A 26623-nucleotide genomic window follows, 5' to 3' on the forward strand; every position below is an offset into this window, starting at 1 on the left:
CGGCGCCCTTCGGGGAGGGCGCCGCCGGGCCGTTCGGCGGTGTGCGTCAGGCCACGGCGGTGTCGTCCAGACCGGGCGGACGTTCGTCCAGGGCGGGCGACGTCTCGTCGAAGCCGGGCGAGGCGTCGTCGAGGCCGGGCGCCTGCTCGGCCGAGGCCGCGAGACGCTGGGCCACACCCGCGTTGCGGGTCTCCGCCTTCTCCGTCAGGACGTGCAGCGCCGTGCGGAACTGCTCGATCGACGTCGGCTCGTCCGGACCGAGCAGGTACTCCTTCAGCTCGCGCCGTGCGGTGGCGCGGGCGTCGGAGGCCGGGTCGGCGACGGCGGCGAGCAGTTCGTCGAGCTCCACCGCGGCGTTGGAGAGCACGACCGCGGCCCGCACGGCGGTGTTCTGCCGCCGGAACTCGCCCGCGCCCAGCCCGGCCGAGTCGGTGACCGCGTAGGGCTTGCCGCTGGCGATGAAGTCCGAGACGACGCTGGAGATGTCCGAGACCATGGCGTCCGACTCGTTGAAGCAGTCGTACAGCCGCGGTTCCGGCCCCTGCACGACCGTGTGCTCCCACCAGCCGAAGGAGCGCCAGTAGGCGGCGTTCTGCTCCTCCTTCAACTGCGCGGTCTCCGCCTCGCGCACCGGGTCGGCGAGGGCGTCACGCGACTCCTCGGCCTCGTCCCGGCCGGACCGGGTGGCGCCCGCGATCTCGGCCAGCCGGGTGCGCACCCGCTCCAGTTCGGCCCGGGCCGCCGCGTGTCCGGCGGCGTGGGTGGCAGCCTCCTGCACCCACCGCGGCTCCTCGGCCCGAGCGGCCGACGCCTTCTCGATCATGGCGCAGATCCGCCGGTGCACGGCCTTGGCCTGCGGGTCGCGGGTTCCGGTGAAGGGATGCGGCTTGTAGATCAGCCGGACCGGGGAGTCCGCGTCCAGCAGCCGCCGGACGATGTTCTCGCCGGCCAGCAGCAGGGAGGTGTTGCCGGGGTTGTCGTCCCAGCCCTCCCAGGTGGGGGCGTAGAGCACGGTGGGGATGGGGTGGAGCGGGCGGCCGCCCCTGCCGTGCGCCGTGGCGATGCCGCCGAGCTGCGGGCGGCCCACCTCGACGATGTCCTCGTGCCGCACCCCGACGTCCGCGAGGGCGTAGCGGTCGCGGCCCGCGCGGCCCGCGGTCCACACCTCGTCGTAGACCTTGCTGAACGGGTTCACGCTGGCGAGCTTGTCGCTGTCGCCGTGGCCGATGAACACGTGCTTCATCGTCGGCACCCGCAGCATGTGGATGTTCTTGCCGACGTTCGCCGCGTACAGGGTGACGCGGACGGAGGACAGGTCCAGGTTCATCAGGTGCACGCCGCCGGGCACACAGAGCACCGGCAGCGAGGTGGTGCCGAGCTGCGGGACGATGGCCCGCTCGCGCAGGCAGACGAGCGGACGCCCGCCGAGCCGCGCCATGGTCTCCAGCCACATGTTGACCTGGTAGGCCGAGTCCTTGGAGCCGGAGAAGTAGAGCATCACGGTGGGGCGGTACTCGCGCAGCCAGGCGTCGACGCCGTCGAGCACCTCCTGCTGCGAGGCGGGCAGCCGTGCGGCGCGCAGGTTCGGCAGCAGCACGGCGATGTAGGCGACGGCCCCCGCGAGGGTGAGCGCGAGGCCCGTGTAGGCGAAGCCGTCGACGCCGGAGGCCAGGGTGATCAGGACACCGGCGAACGCCAGGACGTCGAGGTGGAGCATCTTCTCCGCGCTGCGGTTCATCAGTACGGGCCGGGGGGCCTGCGGGATGCGCACGTGCGAGAGGTCGATGTTGCGGGTGACGACCGGCAGCCGCCGCCGCAGCCGGATCAGGGTGACGATCGCACCGTGGGCGGCCTGGAGTCCGTAGAAGCCGAGGAGACAGGCGACGGTCACGTAGAAGACGGACTCCTGCGCGTAGCCCATGCGGGCCATGAGCAGGATCAGCAGCAGCTGCCGCATGAGGAAGCGGATCGACAGTCCCGCCCGGACCTTGGCCAGCCGGTTGACGAGATAGCTGGACCGCTGGTGCAGGTAGGTGTCGGCCAGATAGGTCACCGCCACCGCGGCGGCGAAGAACCAGATGCTGGGGATTATCGCCGCGAGCATGACGCAGGGGAATCCGAGCATCAGCAGCAGCGCGGCGGCCAGTTCAGGTCCGCTGCCCACGCGAGCCATCCGAATGGCTTGAGAAAACACGAAGAGACCGCTCCTGGGAATGTGACGGTATTTCCTTGCCGAGAATTTCCTGCGACGCGCCTGTGAGGAACCTGTGGAACGGCGTCGGGCCTCCGCGGAGACCGCAGAGGCCCGAAAAGGTTCGTCAGCCGGCTGCGTCATTCACCCTCGTGCCGGTCCAGCAGGGACGCCAGCGCCTGCTCGAAGCCGGAGCCCTCGCAGGCGTCCCGGGCGGGGTCCTGCTGGCGGACGTCGATGACATGCCCGGTGAGTTCGGACAGCAGCACGTCGAGCGAGGTGCGGGCCACCGCCTCGGACGACAGCAGCGAGCCGGACGGCTCGGTGCCGAACGCCTTGGTGCGCATCGGGGTGGCGGTGCGTTCGGGGTTGACGCAGTTCACCCGGATGCCGTCGCCGGCCCACTCGTCCGCGAGGGCCTGGGTGAGGTTCACCATGGCCGCCTTGGTCGAGGAGTACAGGCTGTACTCGGCACGGCCCCGGGTGTAGCTGCTGGAGGTGTACAGCAGCAGCTGGCCGCCGGTCTCCGCGAGGTACTTGTGGGCGGCCCGCGCGATCTGCACCGGCGCCAGGTAGTTGACGTTCAGCGCTTCCTGGATCGCCGAGTCGTCCGTCTCGGTGAGCTTGCCGATCCGCAGGACGCCCGCGGTGTTGATCACGAAGTCGATGCGGCCGGTCTCGGCGTACGCCGTGGCCAGCGCCTCGTCGACCTGCTCCGGGTCCTCGACATGGGTGCCGGTGGTGGACCGGCCCAGGGCGTAGACGTGCGCCCCGTAGGAGCGCGCGAGGTCGGCGATGTCGGCGCCGATGCCGTACGAACCGCCGAAGACGACCAGGGTCCGCCCGGTGAGCAGGTCCTTGTAGGCGGCCTCGTCGGCGGGGCTGGGTGCCGCCGTGGAGGCGAGCTGGAAGAGCTTGTCGGCGATGAAGACGTCGACCGGCTGGGTGACCTTCATGTTGTACTCGTCGCCCGCGACGACGTGGATGGGGACGTCCGGCAGGTACTTCAGCACGACCGAGCAGTCGTCGGTGGCCTGGAAGTTCGGGTCCTCGGCGGCGATCTCGTAGGCCCGCCGGATGGTCGACAGCTTGAACGCCTGCGGAGTCTGCCCCCGGCGCAGCCGCGCCCGGTCGGGCACGTCGGTGATGAACTCGCCGTCCTCGCCGTGGGTGCGGGTGACGATGATCGTGTCCGCGGACGGGATGGCGACGTCGACGGCCTGGTAGCGGTCGAGGGCTTCGACGCAGTCCTTGATGACGCGCTCGGACAGCAGCGGCCGGACGGCGTCGTGGAAGAGGACGTTGCGGTCCTCCCCCTCGGCCAGGCCCTCGGAGAGGGCGGCGATGGCCCGCTCCGTGGTCTCGCTGCGGGTGGCGCCCCCCTCGATGACTCTGGCGACCTTCGAGAGCCCCGCCTTGGCGACCATCCGCTCGACGTCCGGCACGTACCCGGGGGCCATCATCACGAGCACGTCGTCGACCGAGTCCGCGTGTTCGAAAATGGCCAGCGTGTGCTCTATGACCGCCTTACCCGCAATCTTCAGCAACTGCTTGGGAATCGCCAGGCCCACTCGCTGGCCCGTCCCGCCGGCGAGGAGAACGGCTGTTGTTCGGGTTCTGGCCATGTGCTGCACGGGACAAGTGGACCAATCGTGCGGGGGCTGGGGACCAAACTGATGCTGGCATTCCGGTTTACCGTCCCGCAAGACGACCGGCAGCTTGCACACATTCGAAAAAACCTGCTGTTCACCTGGGATTTCAGGGCCCGGCACCCGCGTCGGAACAGTCTCGCGAAGTGAGCGACGCCACAGATTCAGGAGGGGTGAAATACCCCGGAGTCACACATTCCGCGCCCTACAGATCCACCACATTGAGGGCGAGGTCGTTGGAGAGCGTGTAGTAGACGTGCACACGGATCTTCGGCCTCGGTCTTCCCAGTATCCGCTTCGTCACCGCGCGTACGAGGTTTTCCTGACGGCGTTTGGAAATGACCGTGTGCGGAAAGGCGTAGCTGCGCTGTTTGCCGACGACGTCGTCGAGCAGACGGGCGATCCGCACCGGCTCCGCGCCGGGCGCACAGCGGATGTGGAAGTCCCACACGTCGTGCGCGGTGGTCTGGGACGCCGCGGGCAGGGCCACGGGGAAGCGGAACCGGAAGCCGTCCTCGCCGATCCGCTCGCCGGGCAGGACGATCTCGTCCTCCGGCTTCCCCCTGCGCCGCAGGACGAGGTCGGGACGGCCCTCGACGGCCGCGGTGCCCAGCATGCTGCCCTCGAAGGTGACGGTGGGCCCGTCGATCCTGACGTCGCCCGCCTCGGCGTGCACCGGCCGGTGCCAGGCCCGCAGCATCAGCGCCCCGGCCTTCGCCTTGTCCTCGTACGGGAGCAGATGGCGCACCCCCGTGCCGGGCACGACGCGCTCCGCCGCGTACAGGGCCCCGCGCTGGTCGACGATCCGGGCGGTCACCCGGCCGCGCCCCGCCGAACCGGCCACTTCCACGAAGACGTTCCACACGCCCTCGGGGAACGCGTCGCCCGCCGGGATCAGAGCCGATCCCGCGTCGTCGATGCCGTACGAGCGCACCTCCGTGCGCTCGCCCGTGCGGGTGCAGACCAGCCGGGCGCCCCGCTCGATGCCGGCGGGCAGCGGAGCGGCCAGGGTCACCCGCAGCGAGCCGTCGCGGGCGACGGTGCAGTCGGCGACGGGCGCCATGCCGGGGACCGCCACGCGTTCGGCGACCTCGGCGGCGAGTTCGCCGAACAGCGCCTCGTACTGCTTGGTGACGACCCCCGGGTCGAAACGGCGCGCGCTGCGCACCGCCGCGGCGGCCATCGAGCGGCGCAGTTCCTCGTCGTCGATGAGGCGCAGCAGCCCCCGGGCCACCGCACCGGCGTCGCCCACCGGGACGAGCAGCCCGTCGACGCCGTCCTCGATGATCTCGCGCGGCCCGTAGTCGCAGTCGGTGCTCACCACCGGCACGCCGCAGCGCATCGCCTCGACGATGGTCATCCCGAACGACTCGTGGCGGGAGGTGGAGACGGCGACGGCGCCCTTGGACCACTCGGGCTCGATCGGGGAGTACGCCCCCATCAGATGGACGCGGTTGTAGAGCCCGAGGGCGGTGATGCGCTGCCACAGCCGGTCGTGCTGGTCCCCGGAGCCGTAGATGCGCAGGGTCCACTCCGGACGCCGGGCCGCGACCTCGGCGAAGGCGTCGACGAGGACGTCGTACTGCTTCTCGCCGGAGAGCCGGCCGGCGGCGACGACCGTCCTGCTGGTGCCGTCCGACGGGGGCACCGACGGCTCCGGCACGCTGTTGGGGATCGACAGCACCCGGGTGGTCGGCAGCGGCATCTTGTCGCGCCACACCTTCGCGTCGCCCTCGGAGACGGTGACGAACGCGTCGAGGACGTCGAGGTGTTCGTACATCTCCTCCCGCAGCGCGGCGCGGTGGTGGTTGTGCGTCATGTGCTCCTGGCCGATCCGGACGGCCGTGACGGGAGCGAACCGGGCGACGCAGGCGACGAGACCCGGACGGGTGCCGATGACGACGTCGGCGTCGCTGTCCGCGTAGTGGGCGCGGATGCGTTCGTCGGTGAGCCGGCTGTACTCCTTGTAGCGGGCCTCCGCCCGGGGGAAGACGGCGGCGGGCTGGGAGATCAGCGGGTCCAGGAGGTCCGCGCTGCCCTTGCGGATGTCGACGAGGGGGACGACGGACAGGCGCGGGTCCAGGGCGAAGGCCGAGTCGTCGCGGTGGCGGAGGACCGAGACGATCTCGACCTCGTGACGATCGGCCAGCTCCTCCGCCAGGTTGAGGGTCGTGCGGATGGTGCCGCCGATCCCGTAGACGGTGTGGATGAGGAAGGAGATCTTCACCGGCGCTCCCGTTCACTCGGCCCCGGCACCGACGAATCCGGGTGCGGCTCGGACACCGAGGACGCGTGCCCGACGAAGCGCGGCCCACGTTATGCCCACTCATGCGCGATCAGCGGCATTCACACCCGTTCGGGTGTGCTCGTGTCGGTCCGGGCCACGCTCCGGAACGCGGGCGCACGCACCGCGGCCCGCTCGCGCGGGAAGCGCAGGCGGGCCGCACGGCGGATCGTCCCCCGGGTCAGTGCTCCGGGTCAGTGCTCCGGGGCGGGGTGCCGCAGACGCCAGCCCTCCCAGGCGGAGGCGACCATGTCCCGGACCTCGTACCGGGCGCTCCAGCCCAGTTCCTTGCGGATGAGCTCTGCGGAGGCCACCACCCGGGCGGGGTCGCCCGCCCGGCGGGGCGCCACCTCGGCCTCGGCGTCGGTGCGGCCGCTGACCTCCCGGATCAGGTCCACCATCTCGGCCACGGACACGCCCTCGCCCCGGCCGATGTTCAGCACCAGCGCCGCGGTGGGGTCCTCGACGAGCCGGCGCGCGGCCGCGACATGGGCGGAGGCGATGTCCTCGACGTGGATGTAGTCACGGACGCAGGTGCCGTCCGGGGTGGCGTAGTCGTCACCGAAGATCAGCGGCGGCCGGCCCTGGTCCAGGCGCTCGAACACCATCGGCACCAGGTTGAAGATCCCGGGGTCGCCGAGCTCGGGAGTCGCGGCGCCGGCTACGTTGAAGTACCGGAGCGACGCGGTCGCCATGCCGTGCGCCCGCCCGGCGGCGGCCACGAGCCACTCGCCGGCCAGCTTGGTCTCCCCGTACGGGCTCATCGGGGCGCACGGGGTCCGCTCCGTCACCAGGTCGACGTCGGGCATGCCGTACACCGCGGCGGACGACGAGAACAGGAAGCGGCTCACGCCCGCGCCGGCCGCGGCCTCCAGCAGCGTCTGCAGACCGGTGACGTTCTCGCGGTAGTAGTGGAGCGGGCGCTCGACGGACTCGCCGACCTGCTTCTTCGCCGCCACATGGACGATGCCCCGGACCTCGTGCTCGCGCAGCACCCGGTCCACCAGCTCACGGTCGAGTACGGAGCCGCGCTCCAGCGGCACGCCGGCCGGGAGCCGGGCGGGGTCACCGGTGCTGAGGTCGTCGAGGACGACCACGCGCTCCCCGCCTTCGGTGAGGGCCTTCACCACATGAGAACCGATGAAGCCCGCACCGCCTGTGATCATCCACGTCATCCGCTCATTCTAGAAGACCGCCCCCCGCGCCCGGTCCGGCCCTCTCAGGCGCTGCCGCTGCCCTCCCGCACCCGGGTGACCACCGGGATGCCGTCCAGCCCGAGGGCCACCATCACGGCGGGCCCCCCGTGCGGTGCGACGGCAGTCGTCGGTGTGCCCAGCACGGGGGCGGCGCCCCGGGCGGCGGCACGGATCACGGTGCTGTCGCCGTCCGGCCCGCCGAGCGCGCCCCCGCCGACCGCGATGCGCAGATCGGACGCCTCCGGACGCCTGCCGCCGACGAGGGCGACCCGGCCGTAGCCGGAGACCGGCCGGTCCGCCACCGTCGACCAGCGTGCGGGCCGGCCGGCGGCGAGGCGCTCCACCATCACGCGGTCGCTGGCGACGCGCCGGTAGCCGACCAGCACCGATCCGTCGGCGGCGGTCACCGCGTCCGGCACGTCCCCGGGCCGGGCGACGAGCCGCCGGGACCCCTTCTTCAGCCGGCCGCGGGCGCCGCGCTGGGCCCAGTGCTCCATCCAGCCGGACGAGGCGGCGAACAGGTGGACGCGGCCGTCGCCGTCGACCGTGGCGGCCAGTCCCTCCTGGACGTGCCCGCCGGGCAGCCGCCGCCAGGGCGACCAGGTGCCGCCGGTGTCGAGCACCCGGGTGCTCACGCCCTTGTGTCCGTTGCGCACGAAGAGATGGGTGCGGCCGTCCGCGCCGGTCACCGCGACCGGGGTGCCGGTCAGCCGGGTGCGGCGGGGCTCCGTCTCGGGGCTGCCGAGGCTCTGCCAGGTCTCCTCGCGGTCGCGGCCCTCGCCGCGCGGCCCCTGGCGCAGCATCACCACCTCCCGCACGTTGTGCCGGACGCCCGGCCCCAGCCGGGAGAAGCGCAGCGCGAAGACCAGGTGGGCGCCGTCCGCCGCCGTGGTCACGGCTATGGAGGGCGCGAGCGGCCCGCCGCCGAGGTCCTCCGGGTCGCCCGGCGTGCCGTCCGGCCGCCCCGACCAGCGCGCGAGGCGGGTGCCGAGCACCGCGTAGACGGTCGTCCGGCCGTCGTCGGCGTCCACGACCGCCCGCGGGCCCGCGGTCGGGTAGCGCCGGTGCGTGCTGCGCACCCAGCCGCGGTCCGACGCCAGCACCCGGTCGCCGCCGATGGAGTAGTCGCCGCAGCCGGAGCTGTTGCCGCATCCCCACGACGGGTCGCCGCCGTAGGCGTTGAGGTGCCGTGTCTTCAGCGCGACCGTCTGCGGGGGGAGATTGTGCGGCCAGCGCTGGTTGTAGTAGCCCCGGTACGCCTCGGTCTGGAAGGCGGGCGCCCCGGCCGCGCCGCCGGGGCCCGCCGCCCAGGAGGTGAGCGCGCGCCAGGCGAAGAGGGCGGCCGCGGTGTGGTCGGGGTGGTCCGAGTAGCCGCGCTGGTCGCTGCCGCGCGGATGCCGCTGGTCGTGCACCTGGGCGTCGGGGTCGGGGTCGAGCGTCCGTATCAGGGTCGGCCGGTAGCGGCGGAGCAGGGCGACGAGGGCCTGGACGAGGTCGTCGTGCCCGTACGAGGAGGCGCCGCTCACCGGCGACCCGGCGGCGGGCTGGGTGGGGAGCAGCACCCCGGGCGTCTTCCACAGATGGGTGAGGTTCACGGGCCTGCCGCCGGCCCTGGCGTGCATGCGCAGGTTCAGGAACACCAGGTCGACTCGGCGGCCCAGGTGCTCCAGCCGGTTGAGCTCGGCCTCGCGCCCGCCGGGCAGCCGGACGGTTCCCCGCTCCCACGGGGTGAACAGCGGCAGGCCCATCATCTGGGCGTACGCCTGGCGCAGGCCCTGCTGGCGCGCGGAGACGTAGGCGGGGACGTCCGCCTCGGGGGCCGGCCGGCCGGGGACCTTGTTGACCCCGAAGGATCCCCCGTCCGTGATGTAGACGGAGGTGACCGGGACCCCGTTCTCCATGGTCTGCGCGACGTCGGGATTCATGAAGAACAGGTCGTCGTCGGGGTGGGCGACGATCTGCATCACCGCTGCCGGACCCGTACGGGCGAAGGCCCGCCGGGGCTGCGGGGCGAGCCGGCCGACCGGTGTGCCGGAACCGCCCCCGGCCGCCGGTGCGTCCGAGGGGACAGGGCGGGGCGCCGCGACGCAACCGCTCATCATGCCCGCTGCCGAGGCTCCCGCGACGGCGGCCAGGACGGCACGCCGCGAGAGTGCGGAACAATGAGTTTCGGTACGGCGAGCCATGTATCCCTCTTCACGTCGGTGCCGATCACCCGGATCGGCCACTGGTAAAGAGGAGAAAAATGACGACAGGTTTCACCTGGACGAGTGATCGCCGTCACATAAGGTTCGAATTATGAGTCAACTTGCCGATGATGCTCATTCTTGGCACCATGCGACGCTGACCATCAGATCTGAATGGAAGCCGGGAACGCTGTGAGTGACTCACTGCTGCCCTATGCGGTGGGCGCTGCCAAGCGTGCTCGCCGGGCCGCCGTACGTGTACGACGTCGCGTAGAGCAATTGCACACCGTCCCCGCGATCGGCGGTGGAATCCGGCCACGCGCACAGCTCCGGCCCGTCCACTACTCGGTCTCCAGCGGCAGGACCCTGAATTTCGCGGTGTCCGTCCCCGGCCGCGACATCGCGTCGGCCGACCTGATGCTGTCGCACGGCACCAGCCGCGAGCGCGTTCCGCTGGAGCTGGAGCCCCAGGCCGACGGCACCCTGCTGCTCACCGCGACCGTGCCCCTGCGCCACCGGGACCGGCCGGGGCAGGGCGCCCGCGGGCCCGCCCTCGGCAACGGCATCTGGCGGCTGACCGTCCTGCTCACGGACGCCGCGGGAAGCACCCGCAGGGTCCGGGTCACGGCCGCGGCGAACGCCGAGATCTCGGACGGCCCGACCCTCACGTACTCCCCGTCGCCCGTGGACGGCACGGTCTTCCGGCCGGTCCGCTCGGTCGACGGCTTCGCCCTGCTGAAGGTCCGCCCCGCCCGGCCGCACGCCGAGCTCACCTCGTTCGACCTGCGCTGGGACCGGATCACCGTGCACGGCCGCCTCGTCGGCCGGGACACGGCCGGCGGCTCCGGGACGGCCGAGGCCGTCGTGCGCCGCGGCAGCCAGACCGCCACGGCGGAGCCCCGCTGGGACGGCGACCGCTTCACCTTCGACGTGCCGCTGGACCGCATGGGCGGGGGCCGCGGCACCTCCCGCACCTGGGACCTCTTCCTGCGGGTCGGTGGCAGCCGGCTCCGGATCGCCCGCCGGCTGACGGACGTCCGCCACCCCAAGCAGGTGTACCGCACGCCGTTCCGCATCATCGCCCTGGACAGCGGTGCCCTCCTGCGGGTGCACGCCCACGTCACGGCGGCGGGGGCGCTCACCGTCGCCTGCGCAGAACTCGAACCGGCGCACCGAAGCACTGAGGACATCGCATGAAGATCACGTTTCTGCTCACCTGGGGCGACGAGATGGGCGGCACCGAGATGGCCGCCTACACCCAGGCGATCCACCTCGCGCCCCGTCACGAGGTCGAGGTCCTCAGCGTCTTCAAGACCCGCCAGGAGCCGTTCTTCGCCGCCGCGAAGAGGGTCGAGCGGCGCTACCTGATCGACCGGACCGGCTCGGTCGAGCGCCCGGTGCGTTCCTCGGCGCTGACCGCCGACGCGTGCCGCACACTGGCCTCGCTGCCGAGCGAGATCATCAAGCCGTCCTGGGAGAGCACCTTCAACCGGCTCTCCGACGTCGAGCTGAAGCGGGAGCTCGCCGAGCTCGACTGCGACATCCTGGTCAGCACGACCCCGGCCCTGATGGCCGCCATCGCCGAGCTCGCCCCGGCCCGGGTGATCACCGTGCACCAGGAGCACCGGGCCTCCCAGCTCCGCGGTGTCACCGGCGAGCCGCTGCTCGTGTACGCGCCCATGCTCGACGCCCTGGTCTCGCTCACCGAGCGCACCGACGACTGGTTCGCCGACTCGCTCCAGGGCGCCGCGCCCGAGCTGGTCCACATCCCGAACGCGGTGCCCGACGGCTACCGCCAGCGCTCCGACCTGGAGAGCAGGACCATCGTCCTCGCTGCCCGGATGACCCCGGAGAAGCAGCTGGACCACGCGATCAACGCGTTCCACAAGGTCCGCGACGACTTCCCGGACTGGACCCTGCGCATCTTCGGCGACGGTCCCCAGCTCGTCAGGCTGCGCCGGCTCGTCGAAGGGCTCGGCCTGCACTCGCACGTCGAACTCATGGGCCGCTCCGACCAGATGGAGCAGGAGTGGGCCAAGGCCGCGCTCTGCCTGCTGCCGTCGCGCAACGAGGCGTTCCCGCTCGTGCTGCTGGAGGTGTTCGCCGCCGGTGTGCCGGTGATCGCCTACGACATCGTCACCGGCCCCGCCGAGATCATCCGGCACGACGTGGACGGGCTGCTCGTCCCCCCGGGCGACATCGACTCACTCGCCGCCGCCATGTCCCGGCTGATGAGCGACGACGAGACCCGGCACGCCTTCGGCAAGGCCGCCAGGACCGGCGTCAACGAGCGCTTCTCCGGCGAGAAGATCACCGCGCAGTGGGAGGAGCTCTTCGAGCGCCTCCTCGCCGGCCGTGACACGCCCGAGCGCCTCGCCGCCCGTGCCGACCGCACCGCCCTGCGCATCGCCGAGGGCGGCACCAAGAGCTTCAGCGTCGCCGCCCCGGTCTCCCACCTCGCGAACTCCGCCGACGAGCAGAAGGCCCGCGAGGTCCTCATCCAGGCGCAGGACCGGTCCCTGATCCGCTCCGCCGGCCGCCTCGCCGAGGAGCGGAACGACATAAACGGGCCGACGATGGCCGATCTCAACCTGGAGATCACGGCCGGCGCGTTCGAGAACGCCGGGATCCCCTTCGTCCTCGTCCGCAACGACGGTGTCCCGCACCTGCTCGCCGTGCCCGTCGAGCGGCGCGCGGACGCGCTGCGGGCGCTGGCCACCGAGCTCGCGGGCCAGCCGGTCTACGGCGAACTGATCACCCCGCGCGGCGCGGCCCCCGGCGCCGTGCTCGCCGAGCGGCTGGAGGGTGTCGGCGACATCGCCGGCGTCCGGGTCTTCAAGCCGGTGACGAGCCCGAGCCGGACCCTGCGCTACGGGCCCGCCTACGGCTGCACCGTGGAGTTCTGGGACGAGGACGAGGACGGCTGGCGCAACAGCCCCCGGTCCGCCACCCTCCTCGGCCGCCGGCTGCCCTCGCTCGAGGCCACCGCGAAGCTCCAGGTCGGCGAGCACGCCTACCCGACGCTGACCCAGTTCACCAAGAAGCTGATGTGGGACGTCGACTTCCCCGTCGACGTCGTCTACACCTGGGTCGACGTCCTTCTGGCCCGTCACGTCCTGCTCGGTGGAGACCGTGTCGTTGACGCAGAACACCGTCTTGTCGCGGTTGGCGAGCAGCCGGCCGAGCCGGGCCTCCGTCCACGGATGCGTCAGGTCGAGATACGTGTAGGGCAGCGCCGACGGCACGGCACGCCGCGTGTGGTACGCGTAGTAGTGGTGCAGCGAGGAGGCGATGGAGATGTCGTCGATGCTCCGGAACCGGCTGCCCTCGGTCGCGCGGTACTCGAACTCGAACTCGGTCTCGATCTCGGTGAGCACGCTGCGSCGCAGCGGGTGGGGGGCGTGCAGGAAGCCGTGGGTGGCGACCCGCCCGAACGCCTCCTCCAGCAGGGCCCGGTTGTTCTTGGCGGCGGCGAAGTAGCCCTCGTCGTCGGGCGACGGCTCGCTCGGCGGCACCGCGGTCGGCGAACGGAAGAGCTTCGCGAGCCCGTTGCTCATGAAGAACGAACTCGCCGTCAGCGGACGCCCGATGAACACGTCGTCGTTGAGGTAGAGGAAGTGTTCCGAGAGGCCCTCGATGCGGTGCAGCTGGCTCTCGATGGCGTGCGAGTTGAACGTCGGCAGCCACTCGGGGTCGGTGAAGATGTCGCGGTGGCTGACGACCTCGATGCCGGGCTGGTCGGTGTCCAGCCACTCGGGGGTCTGGTCGTCCGTCACCAGGTAGAYGGTGCGCACCCAGGGCGCGTACATGTGGAGCGAGCGCAGCGAGTAGCGGAGCTCGTCCCGGCTCAGGTAGCGGGCGGCGTTGGCGGCCTCCGCGTGGTAGCCCTCGCCGGAGAACTCGGCCCGCCGCCGCAGCCACGCGGGGTCGGCGCCGTCGACCCAGGTGTAGACGACGTCGACCGGGAAGGTGACTTCGTCGGTGTGGACCACGGCCAGTTCGGGCCGGGTCGGCACCTGGGCGGCGTCGGCGGACTCCCGGGGGGCGAGGCTGGTGAAGTACGACTCCGGCACGGTGACGGTCTCGCCGGCCAGCGGCAGCGTCAGGGCGAGCTTGCCCGGACGGGGGGCGGTGAGTTCGCCCTCCTCCTCGAACCAGAACTCGATGTCGCAGCCGTACTGCGTGCCGAGCTTGAGCTGGCGCGTGAGATCGGTGCGGTACCAGGTGATCCGCACGACCTCCGCGTCCCGCAGCCGGCGCCAGGTCGACGCCTCGTAGCCCGGCAGCGACGCCTGGGGCACGGGGCCGTTGCCCCGCACCACGGTGGCGTATCCCGGCTTCTCGGAGCAGGCCGCGGCGAGCGCCTTCAGCACGGCCTCGCGGTCCTCGACCCGGACGGCGACCGCGGACGCCGTCTCCGAACGGCCGCGGACGCAGAAGTGCTCGATCCCGGAGCCCTCCAGGGCGCCCAGCACGGCGGCGAGGTTCTCCCGGCGCGCCCGGAGCGGCGTCATGCCCTCGTCGACGAGCGCGACCTTCGGCTCCTGGCCGATGGAGACGACGGCCCGGTCCGGCCCGGACGCGAGGGCCTCGTAGCGACGGGCGACGCGGCCCGCGCGGATCCGCTCGGCGACGGCCGTGCCGTTGGCGATGCGCATCTTCAGACGGCGGCGCATGTCGGCGTCGACCTGCGAAACGATCGCCCGCCTCACACTCTCCGGGACGGCGCGGCGGTAGACCCCAAGCAGCCTGGGTGCCTCGGGATTTCGCACGGCGGGCGACTCCTCGAACATCAAGGGAAAGACAACGTGAACTCGTCCAGTATGACGGGTGCCGGACGGACACCGTTCCGCCGGGAGCGCTCCTGGGCCACACCCCCCGCCGGCCCCGCGCGCACCGCGCACGGGGCACAACGGCCGCGCGCCCGCCCCCACGGCCCGAAGGCCGCCGGGGCGGGCGCGCGGGGCGCACGGGCGCCGGTCAGAAGGGGTCGAAGCCCTCGAACTCGCGCTGCGCCTCGTCGCGCTCCGCCTCGCGGTCGCGGCGGCGCTGGGCCGCCGGGCGCGGGGCCTCCAGGCGGTGGTCCTCGCCGCGGCGGCCGAGCATCTCCGCACCGGCCATCATCGTCGGCTCCCAGTCGAAGACGACCGCGTTGTCCTCCGGGCCGATCGCGACGCCGTCGCCGGCGCGGGCGCCGGCCTTCATCAGGGCGTCCTCGACACCGAGGCGGTTGAGGCGGTCGGCCAGGTAGCCGACGGCCTCGTCGTTGTTGAAGTCGGTCTGACGCACCCAGCGCTCCGGCTTCTCGCCGCGCACCCGGTACAGGTCGTCCTCCTCCGCCGTGACGGTGAACCCGGCGTCGTCGACCGCCTTGGGACGGATCACGATGCGGGTCGCCTCCTCGACCGGCTTCGCCGCACGCGCCTCGGCGACGATCTCGGCGAGGGCGAACGACAGCTCCTTCAGACCCTTGTGGGCCACGGCGGAGACCTCGAGGACGCGGTAGCCGCGCTGCTCCAGATCCGGCCGGATCATGTCGGCGAGGTCCTGGCCGTCCGGGATGTCGATCTTGTTGAGGACGACGATGCGGGGACGGTCGTCGAGGCCGCCGTACGCGCGCAGTTCCTCCTCGATGACGTCGAGGTCGGACACCGGGTCGCGGTCGGACTCCAGGGTGGCCGTGTCCAGGACGTGCACCAGCACCGAGCAGCGCTCGACGTGGCGGAGGAACTCCAGGCCCAGACCGCGGCCCTGGCTGGCGCCGGGGATCAGGCCGGGGACGTCGGCGATCGTGTAGACGGTCGAACCGGCCGTCACCACGCCCAGGTTGGGGACGAGGGTGGTGAAGGGGTAGTCGGCGATCTTCGGCTTGGCCGCGCTGAGCACCGAGATCAGCGAGGACTTGCCCGCGCTCGGGTACCCGACGAGCGCGACGTCCGCGACGGTCTTGAGCTCCAGGACGATGTCGCCGGAGCGGCCCGGCTCGCCGAGCAGCGCGAAGCCCGGGGCCTTGCGGCGGGCGGAGGCGAGCGCCGCGTTGCCGAGGCCGCCCCGTCCGCCGTCGGCGGCGACGTAGGTGGTGCCCTGTCCGACCAGGTCGGCGAGGACGTTGCCCTGCTTGTCGAGGACGACGGTGCCGTCCGGCACGGGCAGCACGAGGTCCTGGCCGTCCTTGCCGGAGCGGTTGCCGCCCTCGCCGGGCTTGCCGTTGGTGGCCTTGCGGTGCGGGCTGTGGTGGTAGTCCAGCAGCGTCGTCACGGACTGGTCGACGACCAGGATGACGTCGCCGCCGCGGCCGCCGTTGCCTCCGTCGGGGCCGCCGAGCGGCTTGAACTTCTCCCGGTGCACGGAGGCACAGCCGTGGCCTCCGTTACCCGCGGCGACGTGCAGCTCGACGCGGTCCACGAAGGTGGTCATGGGTGTGCCTCCAGTGAATGGGTGGGTCCTGCGGAAAAACGGATGGAACTGTCTGTCTCTACAACACACGAAAGGCGGACCCGCTTCCCGTACGGGAAGTGAGGTCCGCCCCTCGGATCGGAACCGGTCAGGCGACCGGAACGATGTTCACGACCTTGCGACCACGGTGGCTGCCGAACTCCACCGCACCGGGCAGGAGCGCGAACAGGGTGTCGTCGCCGCCACGGCCCACGCCCGCACCGGGGTGGAAGTGGGTGCCGCGCTGACGGACCAGGATCTCACCGGCGCTGACGACCTGACCGCCGAAGCGCTTCACGCCGAGCCGCTGAGCGTTGGAGTCGCGACCGTTCCGGGTGGACGATGCGCCCTTCTTGTGTGCCATGTCTCCTCAGTCCCTTACTTCGCAGCCGCGGGGATGCCGGTGACCTTGATCGCCGTGTACTGCTGACGGTGACCCTGGCGGCGGCGGTAGCCGGTCTTGTTCTTGTAGCGAAGAATGTCGATCTTCGCACCCTTGTGGTGGTCCACGACCTCGGCCGTGACCTTGATACCGGCCAGCACCCACGGGTCGCTGGTCACGGCGTCGCCGTCGACAACGAGCAGGGTCGAGAGCTCGACCGTGTCGCCAACCTGGGCAGTGGAAATCTTGTCAACCTCAACGATGTCGCCGACAGCAACCTTGTGCTGGCGACCACCGCTGCGCACGATGGCGTACACGCGGATCTCTCTCTCGCTCGGAACCGAATCCCTGATGCCAGCCGCACGTACGGGCCGGGGCCCGGGTGATCGGGATGGTCCGAAGCGGACGAGCGGCCTCTCCCGGCGGACCGGAAGGGAGGTGCTCAGGGATGGGCGTATAAGGAAACACGCCGATGGACAAGGTTACGGATCCGTCCCCCACCGGTCAAACCGGCCCCTCACGTCCCCGCCGGGGCCGTGAGCAGCGGCGCGCGCCCCGGGGCGGCCCCTGCCCGCACCCGGTGTCCACGGACCTCACCAGGCGCCCCGGCACCCCGCACACGGCCGTCCAGGGGCTGCCGCGCCGCGCCTGGCAGCGTCTGCGCCCCGCCGGCCGCGGGGCGCAGAGTTCGCAGGGCATGCCCGCGGACATGCCCGCGGCCCGCCGCCGGTGGGAACCGGTGACGGGCCGCGGGCGGGGCAGGGACGCGCCCTGCCGTGCTGCTGCCTACTCCTGCGACGTACTCGCGGAGACCCCCGCAGGCGAGGCCTGCTCGGCGGCCACGGTCTTCTTGGAGACCTTCTTCGCGGTCGTCTTCTTGGCCGCCGTCTTCTTGGCGGTCGTCTTCTTGGCCGCCGCCTTCTTCGCGGTGGTCTTCTTGGCGGTCTTGCGGGCCGCCTTCTTGGCCGCCGGGGCCGGAGCCTCGGCGTCCTGCGCCGCGGACTCGTCCGCGTCGGCGGCCGGCTCGGCGGCCTTCGCCTCGGCCGGGACCACGACGACGGCGGCCTCGTCGGCACCCGCGGGCGAGCCCGCCGGTGCGGTGACCTTGCGGGTCACCCGGCGACGTGCGCGCGGCGGGGCCGCGACCGGTGTCTCGGCGGCCGGCTCGGTCACCGGCTCCGGCTCGGCGGCGGGCGCGGCGACAGGAGCCGCCTCCACCACGACCGGCTCGGCCGGTTCGGCGACCGCCGGGGGTCCGGCCGGCGCGGACGCCGCACGGGTCGCCCGGCGACGGGTGCGGCCCGCCGGGGCCTGCTCCGCCGCGGCCGGGGCCGGCTCGGCGACCGGCTCGGCGACCGGCGCCTCGACCGGCGCCTCGGCCTGCTCCGCCACCACGGGCTCGGCCGTCCTGGGCGCTCCCGCAGGCGCGCTGACCTTGCGGGTCGCCCGGCGGCGCCCACGGCCCCGGGTCGCGGCGGCCTCGGCCTCGGCGGCGCTGCTGTAGAGCTCCTCGTCCGGGGCGAACGCGGGCTCGGCGAGCGCCGCGGGAGCCGCCGCCTCGGCCGCGACCTCCGCCTCGGTCTCGAACTCCGTCTCCGCCGTCCCGGCGACCTCGGCCGGAGCGTGCTCGTGCTCGTGCTCGTGGCCCTGGTCCGCACCGCCGCGGCCGCGCTTCTTGGAGCGCTTGCCGCCGCCCCCGCCACCGGAGGTGGACGGCTGCTCCATGTGCACGATCACGCCGCGGCCGTTGCAGTGGACGCAGGTCTCGGAGAACGACTCCAGCAGACCCTGGCCGACGCGCTTGCGGGTCATCTGGACGAGGCCCAGCGACGTCACCTCGGCGACCTGGTGCTTGGTCCGGTCCCGGCCCAGGCACTCCAGCAGCCGGCGCATGACCAGGTCCCGGTTGGACTCCAGCACCATGTCGATGAAGTCGACGACGACGATGCCGCCCAGGTCGCGCAGCCGCAGCTGGCGCACGATCTCCTCGGCCGCCTCCAGGTTGTTCCTGGTGACGGTCTCCTCGAGGTTGCCGCCCTGGCCGGTGAACTTGCCGGTGTTGACGTCGACGACGATCATCGCCTCGGTCTTGTCGATCACCAGCGACCCGCCGCTGGGCAGCCAGACCTTGCGGTCCAGCGCCTTCATCAGCTGCTCGTCGATCCGGTGGACGGCGAACACGTCCGTCTCGCTGGTCCACCGCTGCAGACGGTCCGCCAGGTCGGGCGCCACGTGCGAGACGTAGCCGTGGATGGTCTCCCACGCCTCGTCACCGCTGACGACGACCTTGGAGAAGTCCTCGTTGAAGATGTCGCGCACGACCCGGACGGTCATGTCCGGCTCGCCGTAGAGCAGCGTCGGGGCGTTGCCGCTCTTCGCCTTCTTCTTGATGTCCTCCCACTGCGACTGGAGCCGCTCGACGTCACGGCGCAGCTCGTCCTCGCTCGCGCCCTCGGCGGCGGTGCGCACGATGACGCCCGCGTCCTCGGGGACGATCTTCTTGAGGATCGTCTTCAGACGCGCCCGCTCGGTGTCGGGCAGCTTGCGGCTGATCCCGGTCATCGACCCCTCGGGGACGTAGACCAGGTAGCGGCCGGGCAGGGAGACCTGGCTGGTCAGACGGGCGCCCTTGTGGCCGATCGGGTCCTTCGTCACCTGGACGAGCACCGACTGGCCGGACTTGAGCGCGGCCTCGATCCGGCGCGGACCGCCGGACATGCCGAGGGCGTCGAAGTTGACCTCACCGGCGTACAGGACCGCGTTGCGGCCCTTGCCGATGTCGACGAACGCGGCCTCCATGGACGGCAGCACGTTCTGGACCTTGCCCAGGTAGACGTTGCCGACGTAGCTGGTGGCCTGCTCCTTGTTGACGTAGTGCTCGACGAGCACGTCGTCCTCGAGGACGCCGATCTGGGTGCGCTCGCCGCTCTGGCGGACGACCATCACCCGTTCGACGGCCTCGCGGCGGGCGAGGAACTCCGCCTCGGTGATGATCGGCACCCGGCGGCGGCCCTGCTCGCGTCCCTCGCGGCGGCGCTGCTTCTTCGCCTCCAGACGGGTCGAGCCCTTGATGGACTGGACCTCGTCGCTCGGCTCCTCCTTCTTGCGGGGCTCGCGGACCTTGACGACCGTGCGCTCGGGGTCGTCCGTGCCCGACTCGCCCTCGGCGGCCGAATCACCGCTGCGACGGCGGCGACGGCGGCGGCGACGGCTGCTGGACGTGCCGGCGGCGGACGGCGTGTCCGTGCCGGACTCCTCGTCCTCGTCGTCGTCCTCGTCCTGCGCCTCCTCGGCGGCCTCCGGCTCCTCGGACGCCTCGTCCTGGGCGTCGTCGGCCTCGGCGGCCTCGCCACGACGACGGCGGCGTCCACCACGACGGCGACGGCGCGAGGGGCGGTCCTCGTAGTCGTCCGACTCCTCGCCCTGGGCGTCCTCGGCCTGCTCGGGCTCGGGCTCGGGCTCCGCCTCGGCGGGCTCGACCGGCTCGGCGGGCGTCTCGACGGCCTCCACGACGGCGGCGGACTCACCACGACGGCGGCGACGGCGACGGCCCGCGGGCTCCTCGGTCACCGGTGCGGTGTCCTCGGCCTCCCGGGACTCGGCCGGGGCGCTCGCCGCGGCGGCGGCAGCGGCGGCGGCCGTCTCCGGCGTCTGGAACATGGGCTCGGCGAAGACGGGAGCCTGGAAGGTCGGCACGGCGGGCCGTGCGGCGCGGCGGCCCTTGGCCGGGCGCTCGTCGGCCTGCGAGGTGAATTCGACGGGGGCGGCGGCGCGACGGCCTCCGCGCCCACGGGTGGCGGCCTTCTCCGCGGCGGCGACCTTCGTCTCCTCGGCGGCGATCTGCTCCACGACGTCCTCGGGCAGGCTCTCCCCCTCCACGGGGGTCTCCTCCGCCACGGGACGGGGGGCACCGGCGGGAGCGGTGGCCTTGCGGGTGGCACGGCGACGGGCGCGCGGCGCGGGCGCCTCCTCGACCGGCTCGGCGGCCGCTTCGGCCGCTTCCTCGACGGCCACGGGCTCGGGCGCGGTCTCGGTGACCCCGGCGGCCTTGGGCGCACCGGCGGGGGCCGACGCACGGCGACGGGTACGACGCGGCGCGGGCGCCTCCTCGACCGGCTCCACAGTCTCGGCCTCGGCCTCGGCCTCGACGGGCTCGGTCACCGCCGCTTCCGTGACCTCGGTGACCTCGGCGGCCTCGGCGGCCTTGGGCGCACCGGCGGGGGCCGACGCACGGCGACGGGTACGACGCGGCGCGGGCGCCTCCTCGACCGGCTCGGCGGCGGACTCGGCCACGACGGCCTCCTCCTCGACCGCCACCGGCTCGGGCGCGGCCGTCTTGCGGGTGGCACGACGACGCGCACGCGGCGCGGGCGCCTCCTCCACCGGCTCGGCGGCGGACTCGGCCACGACGGCCTCCTCCTCGACCGCCACCGGCTCGGGCGCGGCCGTCTTGCGGGTGGCACGACGACGCGCACGCGGCGCGGGCGCCTCCTCGGCGGAGGCGGCGGCGGACTCGGCCACGACGGCCTCCTCCTCGACCGCCACCGGCTCGGGCGCGGTCGCCTTGCGGGTGGCACGACGACGCGCACGCGGCGCGGGCGCCTCCTCGGCGGAGGCGGCGGCCTGGGGCTCGTCCGGCACCGCGGATGCGGCGGGTGCGTCCGTCCCGGCGGTCCCGGCCGTCTCCGGGGGACCCGCCGGGCGCGACGCCGCGCGGCGCCTGCGGCGCGGCGGCAGCGTGTCGCTCGGGCTGGTGTGATCTTCGTTCTGCGGGTTACCGGCAGAGCCGGACTCGTTCGGCTGTTCGAGCATGCGGGCGTTTCTCCCGTCGTGCCCCCGGGCGCCGCGCCTGGATCCGGTCCGGCCGCGGCCCGCGTGATGTGCGCGGTGCCGCCGTCCGGGGCGCGGGCGCCGCACGGGAGCTGATGTATGGCTCGCCGGTTCCGTACGCGATGTACGCACGGCCTGGCGAAAGTCTCCTGTGTCCTTGCGCGGCCCGACCCAGGTGGCTCCCGAGTACCAGAGCCGCGCATTCGACGACCGTCCTTACGCGGCGGGACCTTCCGGCGCCGTCGCAGAAGCGGTTCCGGCGGCCGTGGGTGAAGCGGCCGGGACAGCCTCGCGGTCGGGCGCGAGCGGGTCGGTCACCGTGCCGGACTCCTCGTCGAAGAGCCCCTGCGCCAGCCTGGTCACCGCTGCGGGGACCGGCGGCGCCAGGTCGGCCACAGCTCGGAGACCGGACAGGACGTCGTCGGGTCGCACGGCAGGTGTCACGTGCCGAACAACCAGCCGCAGTATCGCACAAGGCCCGTCCCCGGGCCTATCAGGCTGTGGACGACCCGCCTGAAGACCGGCCACGGCCCCTCGTGCGTCGAAGGTCCGCATGCCGTTCTTGGTCTTCCGCTGGACCTCCACCGTCTCGGCGGCGAGGAACGCGGCGACGGCCTTCTCGGCCCCCTCCGGCTCGACGCCCTCCAGCCGCAGCTCCCAGACGGACGCGGTCAGCCGGTCCGCGAGACCCGGGGTACGGGCCTCCACGGCGTCGGTGATGTCGAGGCCCGCCGGCAGCGACTCGTCCAGCAGCTCGCGCAGCCTGGCAGGGTCACGGTGTGCCGTCAGGGCGATCTCCAGGTACTCGGCCTCGCTGCCCGTGCCGGTGGGTGCGGCATTGGCGTACGACACCTTCGGGTGCGGGGTGAAACCCGCCGAGTACGCCATGGGCACCTCGGCGCGCCTCAGCGCCCGCTCGAAGGCGCGCTGGAAGTCACGGTGGCTGGTGAACCGGAGGCGGCCGCGCTTGGTGTAGCGCAGTCGGATGCGCTGCACCGCAGGTGCGGGCGGCGGGCCTTCGGGCTGTCGCTTGCCCAGTGGTTCTTCTCCTCGGTGCGGGACGGGCGCGGGTGGCGCGCCGCCCTCGGACGTGCGGGGGGTTCCTTCGGGGGCCGGGCCCGGCTCACGCCCGCTCGGGGAGCGAGGTCTCGGTGCCGGCCGCCACGCCGGGAACGGTCTGTGGTTGTTGCGTACCCACCAGATTACGCGCCTGAAGCGCCGGACCGGGCACGGGCTCGGCAGCACGGGGTCCGCCGACCAGGGCGCGCCAGGCGTCCCGGCGTGCCTGCCGCACGGTCGCCCGCGCCCCGGCGAGCGCGGCACGGGCGGCCCGGCCGGCCTCGGCGGCGGCCCGTCGCGCGGGGCGCCAGACCGCGTCGCGCACGACATGGCCGGCCGGTGTGCAGATCGCACGGTAGAACCACCTGGCCGGGCGTCCGGCCACCTGCCAGGCCAGCCACTTCAGCGCGCGGCCCGCCGCCCGGGAGACGTGGCCGGCCACCCGCCAGGCGATGTGGAGTGCCGCCCCGATCTCGCGTCCGACCGGCACGACGACCCGCCGCCACAGCCATCCGGCCGGTGCCACCAGCAGCGCCGTCACCACCAGGGCGAGCACGGCCGCGATCGCGCGCACCGACCAGCCGGCACCGGCGGCGACCGCGCGCCCCAGCCGGGCGACACCCGCGCCGAGGCACCGGGCCGCCCACGCCAGCCCCTGCCCGAACGGCGTGAGCACCCGCCGGTACACCCACACCGACGGCACCACCAGCCCGTACGTCACCACCGGCACCACCACGTACCGCCACACCGCCACCAGCGGGACGACGAACAGCACCCCGAGGACCCGGCCCACGCCGACGGCACACCACCGGACACCCGCACCCAGCGTCCGCGCGAGCCACGCGACACCCGTCCCCACCCGCCCCAGCGCCCACGCCAGCCCCTGCCCGAGCGGCGTGAGCACCCGCCGGTACACCCACACCAGCGGCACCACCAGCCCGTACGTCACCACCGGCACCACCACGTACCGCCACAGCGCCACCCACGGCCAGTAGAGGAGCGCCATCACCAGCAACTGGACCACGGTGGCGAGCGCGTGGGCGACGGGAGCGACGACATGGTCGAAGAGCCAGGTCAGCGCGTTGCCGAGCGGCCTGAGCAGGACCTTGTGCACGGCCCGGCCGCCGAGCGCGAGCAGGTCCCAGAGCATCCGCACCGGCACGACGAGGACGAGCACCACGATCCGCACCGGAATCCTGACGGCGACCGTCAGGCACCCCTCCCCGCCCTCGTACGGAGCGGGCGGAGGCGACGGTGACGCGGGCTTGTTCAGGTCCATGCCAGGCAGGACGCAATCCGGCCGTCCGCGGATCCCTCCCGGCGCGCGCACCTGCCCGAAGGGCCCCGGGCCGGGCCCCGAAAGCGACGAGGCCCGGTCCGGAGGTCTCCCTCCGGACCGGGCCTCCCCGAGCGGGGCGGACGGCTACTTGACGACCGTCAGCGGCAGCAGCTTCTTGCCCGTCGGACCGACCTGGATGTGCGTGTCCATCTGAGGACACACCCCGCAGTCGAAGCACGGCGTCCAGCGGCAGTCCTCGACCTCGGTCTCGTCGAGGGAGTCCTGCCAGTCCTCCCAGAGCCAGTCCTTGTCGAGACCGGAGTCCAGGTGGTCCCAGGGCAGGACCTCCTCGTACGTGCGCTCACGCGTGGTGTACCAGTCGACGTCCACACCGAACTCGGGCAGCGTCTTGTCGGCGCAGGCCATCCAGCGGTCGTAGCTGAAGTGCTCGCGCCAGCCGTCGAACCGGCCGCCGTCCTCGTACACGGCACGGATCACGGCGCCCACGCGGCGGTCGCCGCGCGAGAGCAGGCCCTCGACGATGCCGGGCTTGCCGTCGTGGTAGCGGAAGCCGATGGAGCGGCCGTACTTCTTGTCGCCGCGGATCCTGTCGCGGAGCTTCTCCAGCCGGGCGTCCGTCTCCTCCGCCGAGAGCTGCGGAGCCCACTGGAAGGGGGTGTGCGGCTTGGGCACGAACCCGCCGATGGAGACCGTGCAGCGGATGTCGTTGGAGCCGGAGACCTCGCGGCCCTTCTGGATGACGTTCATCGCCATGTCGGCGATCTGCAGGACGTCCTCGTCGGTCTCGGTGGGCAGGCCGCACATGAAGTACAGCTTCACCTGGCGCCAGCCGTTGCCGTAGGCGGTGGCGACGGTCCGGATGAGGTCCTCCTCCGAGACCATCTTGTTGATGACCTTGCGCATGCGCTCGGAGCCGCCCTCGGGGGCGAACGTCAGACCGGAGCGACGGCCGTTGCGCGTCAGCTCGTTGGCCAGGTCGACGTTGAACGCGTCCACCCGGGTCGAGGGCAGGGACAGGCCGATCTTGTCCTCGGTGTAGCGGTCGGCGAGGCCCTTGGCGATGTCGCCGATCTCGCTGTGGTCGGCGCTGGAGAGCGACAGCAGGCCGACCTCCTCGAAGCCGGTGGCCTTGAGGCCCTTGTCCACCATCTCGCCGATGCCGGTGATGCTTCGCTCCCGCACGGGGCGCGTGATCATGCCGGCCTGGCAGAAGCGGCAGCCGCGGGTGCAGCCGCGGAAGATCTCGACGGACATCCGCTCGTGGACGGTCTCCGCGAGCGGCACGAGCGGCTGCTTCGGGTAGGGCCACTCGTCGAGGTCCATCACGGTGTGCTTGGACACGCGCCACGGCACGCCGGAGCGGTTCGGGACGACGCGTCCGATGCGGCCGTCCGGCAGGTACTCGACGTCGTAGAAGCGCGGGATGTAGACGGACCCGGTCCTGGCGAGGCGGAAGAGGACCTCCTCGCGGCCGCCGGGACGGCCCTCGGCCTTCCACGCGCGGATGATCTCGGTCATGTCGAGCACGGCCTGCTCGCCGTCGCCGATGATCGCCGCGTCGATGAAGTCGGCGATCGGCTCCGGGTTGAAGGCGGCGTGCCCGCCGGCCAGCACGATCGGGTCGTCGATGCCGCGGTCCGCGGACCGGAGCGGGATGCCCGCCAGGTCCAGGGCGGTGAGCATGTTGGTGTAGCCGAGCTCGGTGGAGAAGCTCAGTCCGAACACGTCGAAGGCGCTCACGGGCCGGTGCGAGTCGACGGTGAACTGCGGCACCCGGTGCTCGCGCATCAGCTCCTCGAGGTCGGGCCACACGCTGTAGGTGCGCTCGGCGAGGACGCCCTCGCGCTCGTTGAGCACCTCGTAGAGGATCATGACGCCCTGGTTGGGCAGGCCGACCTCGTACGCGTCGGGGTACATGAGCGCCCAGCGGACGTCACAGGACTCCCACGGCTTGACGGTGGAGTTCAGTTCACCGCCGACGTACTGGATGGGCTTCTGCACGTGCGGGAGCAGAGCTTCGAGCTGTGGGAAGACCGACTCGGCAGACATCTGGAACCTTCGTGGAGCTGGCGGGGGCGACTCTCAAGCGTAACGCCACCGGGGGCACCCCTCGTACGGCGTCGGTGAACCGCCCCCGCCCGTCCCGGTCAGGAGGTGAGTGCGGCCCGCAGTGCGGGGTCCGCCGCACCGGCCCACGCCTCGGGCAGCTCCGCCTCCCGTTCGGCGGCCTGTGCCTGTTCACGGCCGTGGAGCAGGCCCCAGGTGAAGGCGGACTCCCCGGCCGCGTGCGCGGCGACGGCCAGGTCGCGCACGGCGTCGCGGGCCACCACGCTGTCCTGGTGGTCGCCGAGGACCTTCTGCACGGCCTTCATCCGCTTGGCGAACGTGCGGGCCGGGCGGCCGAGGGCCGGGGTGGCCGCCTCCGCCGCGTAGCGGGCGCGCTTGGCCGCCTTCCTCGACTCGTGCAGTGCGACGTCCCGTTCGGGGCCGGGGTCGAGTGCGAGGGCGTGGTCGACGCGGCGCTCGACGCGCCGGTACTCCCGCAGCACGGCGTCGGGGATGGCGGCGTCCGGTGCCTTGCGGGCGGCCTTCAGCAGCGGTGGCCCGGCGAGCAGTGCGTCGAGCCGGGCGAGCAGGCCGAGGTAGCGGTCGCTGTCGAGAGCGGCGACGGCGATGCGCCGGGTGCGGACGTCGCCGGCGGTGGCCCAGATGGTCAGGCGTGCCTCGACCGGGCCGAGCAGCAGGGTGTCCGGCAGTTCGCCGATGCGGTCGCGGAGCCGTGCCGCGAGGACCTCCTGGTCGCGGGCGGCGCCGAGTTCGCCGGCGAGCCACTTGAGGTCGTCGATCAGCGGCTGGGTGGCCTGTCGGTCGAGGATCTTGCGATAGGGGAACTGGACGCCGTCTACTACGACACCGAGGACCTGCGGCTGGCCGCGGCCTCCGTCACCCTCCGGCGCAGAACCGGAGGAGCGGACGCCGGATGGCACCTCAAACTGCCCGTCGAACCGGGCGTCCGGGACGAGATCGCCGCCCCCCTGTCCGACACGCTGCCGGCCGAACTCACCGCCCTGGTGCGGGCTCACACCCGCGGCGACGGCCTGCTGCCCGTGG

General features: G+C 72.7%; 15 protein-coding genes and 3 pseudogenes. 3 read left to right on the top strand and 15 right to left on the bottom strand.

Translation table 11 applies throughout. The annotated features are described in order from the left end of the window. Nucleotides 1–46 precede the first annotated feature (46 nt). From EAO77_RS02135 to EAO77_RS02155, 5 genes are all read right to left on the bottom strand, one after another. Nucleotides 47–2173: a hypothetical protein gene (locus tag EAO77_RS02135; RefSeq protein ID WP_261993772.1), complete on the bottom strand. Its 2127-nt coding sequence runs from the start codon at nucleotides 2171–2173 to the stop codon at nucleotides 47–49. Nucleotides 2174–2331: 158 nt separating this feature from the next. Beyond that, nucleotides 2332–3816, bottom strand: a complete 1485-nt coding sequence (locus tag EAO77_RS02140) for a bifunctional cytidylyltransferase/SDR family oxidoreductase (protein ID WP_147986433.1) — start codon at nucleotides 3814–3816, stop codon at nucleotides 2332–2334. A gap of 229 nt (nucleotides 3817–4045) precedes the next feature. Then, the gene (locus EAO77_RS02145; RefSeq protein ID WP_147986434.1) at nucleotides 4046–6067 is read right to left on the bottom strand and encodes a glycosyltransferase family 4 protein; all 2022 of its coding nucleotides are present in this window, start codon (nucleotides 6065–6067) and stop codon (nucleotides 4046–4048) included. A 251-nt stretch (nucleotides 6068–6318) separates the two neighbouring features. After that, nucleotides 6319–7299 (bottom strand): UDP-glucose 4-epimerase GalE, encoded by a 981-nt coding sequence (gene galE / locus EAO77_RS02150; protein WP_147986435.1) that lies wholly within the window; start codon nucleotides 7297–7299, stop codon nucleotides 6319–6321. 44 nt (nucleotides 7300–7343) lie between these two features. Continuing rightward, nucleotides 7344–9284, bottom strand: a complete 1941-nt coding sequence (locus EAO77_RS02155; RefSeq protein WP_187283093.1) for a PIG-L family deacetylase — start codon at nucleotides 9282–9284, stop codon at nucleotides 7344–7346. A 501-nt stretch (nucleotides 9285–9785) separates the two neighbouring features. On the opposite strand from EAO77_RS02155, the gene EAO77_RS02160 reads away from it, so the two are divergent. Then, entirely contained in the window at nucleotides 9786–10703 is a 918-nt protein-coding gene (locus EAO77_RS02160; RefSeq protein ID WP_261993773.1) for a hypothetical protein, read from the top strand. Nucleotides 10704–10866: 163 nt separating this feature from the next. On the opposite strand, the gene EAO77_RS39695 is transcribed toward EAO77_RS02160, so the two are convergent. Then, nucleotides 10867–11274: a hypothetical protein gene (locus EAO77_RS39695; protein WP_261993774.1), complete on the bottom strand. Its 408-nt coding sequence runs from the start codon at nucleotides 11272–11274 to the stop codon at nucleotides 10867–10869. On the opposite strand from EAO77_RS39695, the pseudogene EAO77_RS39700 reads away from it, so the two are divergent. Continuing rightward, nucleotides 11186–11770 (top strand): annotated as a pseudogene (locus EAO77_RS39700) (glycosyltransferase); the annotation flags it as partial. The gene EAO77_RS39695 and the pseudogene EAO77_RS39700 overlap by 89 nt on opposite strands. On the opposite strand, the gene EAO77_RS39705 reads toward EAO77_RS39700, so the two are convergent. The 9 genes and pseudogenes from EAO77_RS39705 to EAO77_RS02210 all read right to left on the bottom strand — a co-directional run. Then, nucleotides 11711–14299: a stealth conserved region 3 domain-containing protein gene (locus tag EAO77_RS39705; RefSeq protein WP_315986071.1), complete on the bottom strand. Its 2589-nt coding sequence runs from the start codon at nucleotides 14297–14299 to the stop codon at nucleotides 11711–11713. The pseudogene EAO77_RS39700 and the gene EAO77_RS39705 overlap by 60 nt on opposite strands. Nucleotides 14300–14486: 187 nt before the next feature. Continuing rightward, nucleotides 14487–15923, bottom strand: coding sequence for a GTPase ObgE (gene obgE, locus EAO77_RS02175; RefSeq protein ID WP_147986438.1), 1437 nt, complete (start codon nucleotides 15921–15923; stop codon nucleotides 14487–14489). Between the two features lie 127 nt (nucleotides 15924–16050). Next, nucleotides 16051–16305, bottom strand: coding sequence for a 50S ribosomal protein L27 (gene rpmA, locus EAO77_RS02180; protein WP_147986439.1), 255 nt, complete (start codon nucleotides 16303–16305; stop codon nucleotides 16051–16053). 14 nt (nucleotides 16306–16319) lie between these two features. Continuing rightward, the gene (rplU, locus tag EAO77_RS02185; RefSeq protein ID WP_147986440.1) at nucleotides 16320–16640 is read right to left on the bottom strand and encodes a 50S ribosomal protein L21; all 321 of its coding nucleotides are present in this window, start codon (nucleotides 16638–16640) and stop codon (nucleotides 16320–16322) included. A 469-nt stretch (nucleotides 16641–17109) separates the two neighbouring features. After that, nucleotides 17110–21135 (bottom strand): ribonuclease E/G, encoded by a 4026-nt coding sequence (locus EAO77_RS02190; protein ID WP_147986441.1) that lies wholly within the window; start codon nucleotides 21133–21135, stop codon nucleotides 17110–17112. A 234-nt stretch (nucleotides 21136–21369) separates the two neighbouring features. After that, nucleotides 21370–22149 carry a TIGR03936 family radical SAM-associated protein gene (locus tag EAO77_RS02195; RefSeq protein ID WP_147986442.1) on the bottom strand — a complete coding sequence of 260 codons (780 nt, stop codon included), beginning with the start codon at nucleotides 22147–22149 and terminating at the stop codon, nucleotides 21370–21372. Between the two features lie 127 nt (nucleotides 22150–22276). Next, nucleotides 22277–23491, bottom strand: a complete 1215-nt coding sequence (locus EAO77_RS02200) for a hypothetical protein (protein ID WP_147986443.1) — start codon at nucleotides 23489–23491, stop codon at nucleotides 22277–22279. A 144-nt stretch (nucleotides 23492–23635) separates the two neighbouring features. After that, nucleotides 23636–25561, bottom strand: coding sequence for a TIGR03960 family B12-binding radical SAM protein (locus EAO77_RS02205; protein ID WP_147986444.1), 1926 nt, complete (start codon nucleotides 25559–25561; stop codon nucleotides 23636–23638). A gap of 98 nt (nucleotides 25562–25659) precedes the next feature. Continuing rightward, nucleotides 25660–26397 (bottom strand): annotated as a pseudogene (locus tag EAO77_RS02210) (CHAD domain-containing protein); the annotation flags it as partial. On the opposite strand from EAO77_RS02210, the pseudogene EAO77_RS02215 reads away from it, so the two are divergent. Next, nucleotides 26392–26623 (top strand): annotated as a pseudogene (locus EAO77_RS02215) (CYTH domain-containing protein); the annotation flags it as partial. The pseudogenes EAO77_RS02210 and EAO77_RS02215 sit on opposite strands and share 6 nt — an antisense overlap.

The sequence above is a fragment of the Streptomyces sp. T39 genome, from assembly GCF_008042045.1.
Taxonomy (GTDB): Bacteria; Actinomycetota; Actinomycetes; order Streptomycetales; family Streptomycetaceae; genus Streptomyces.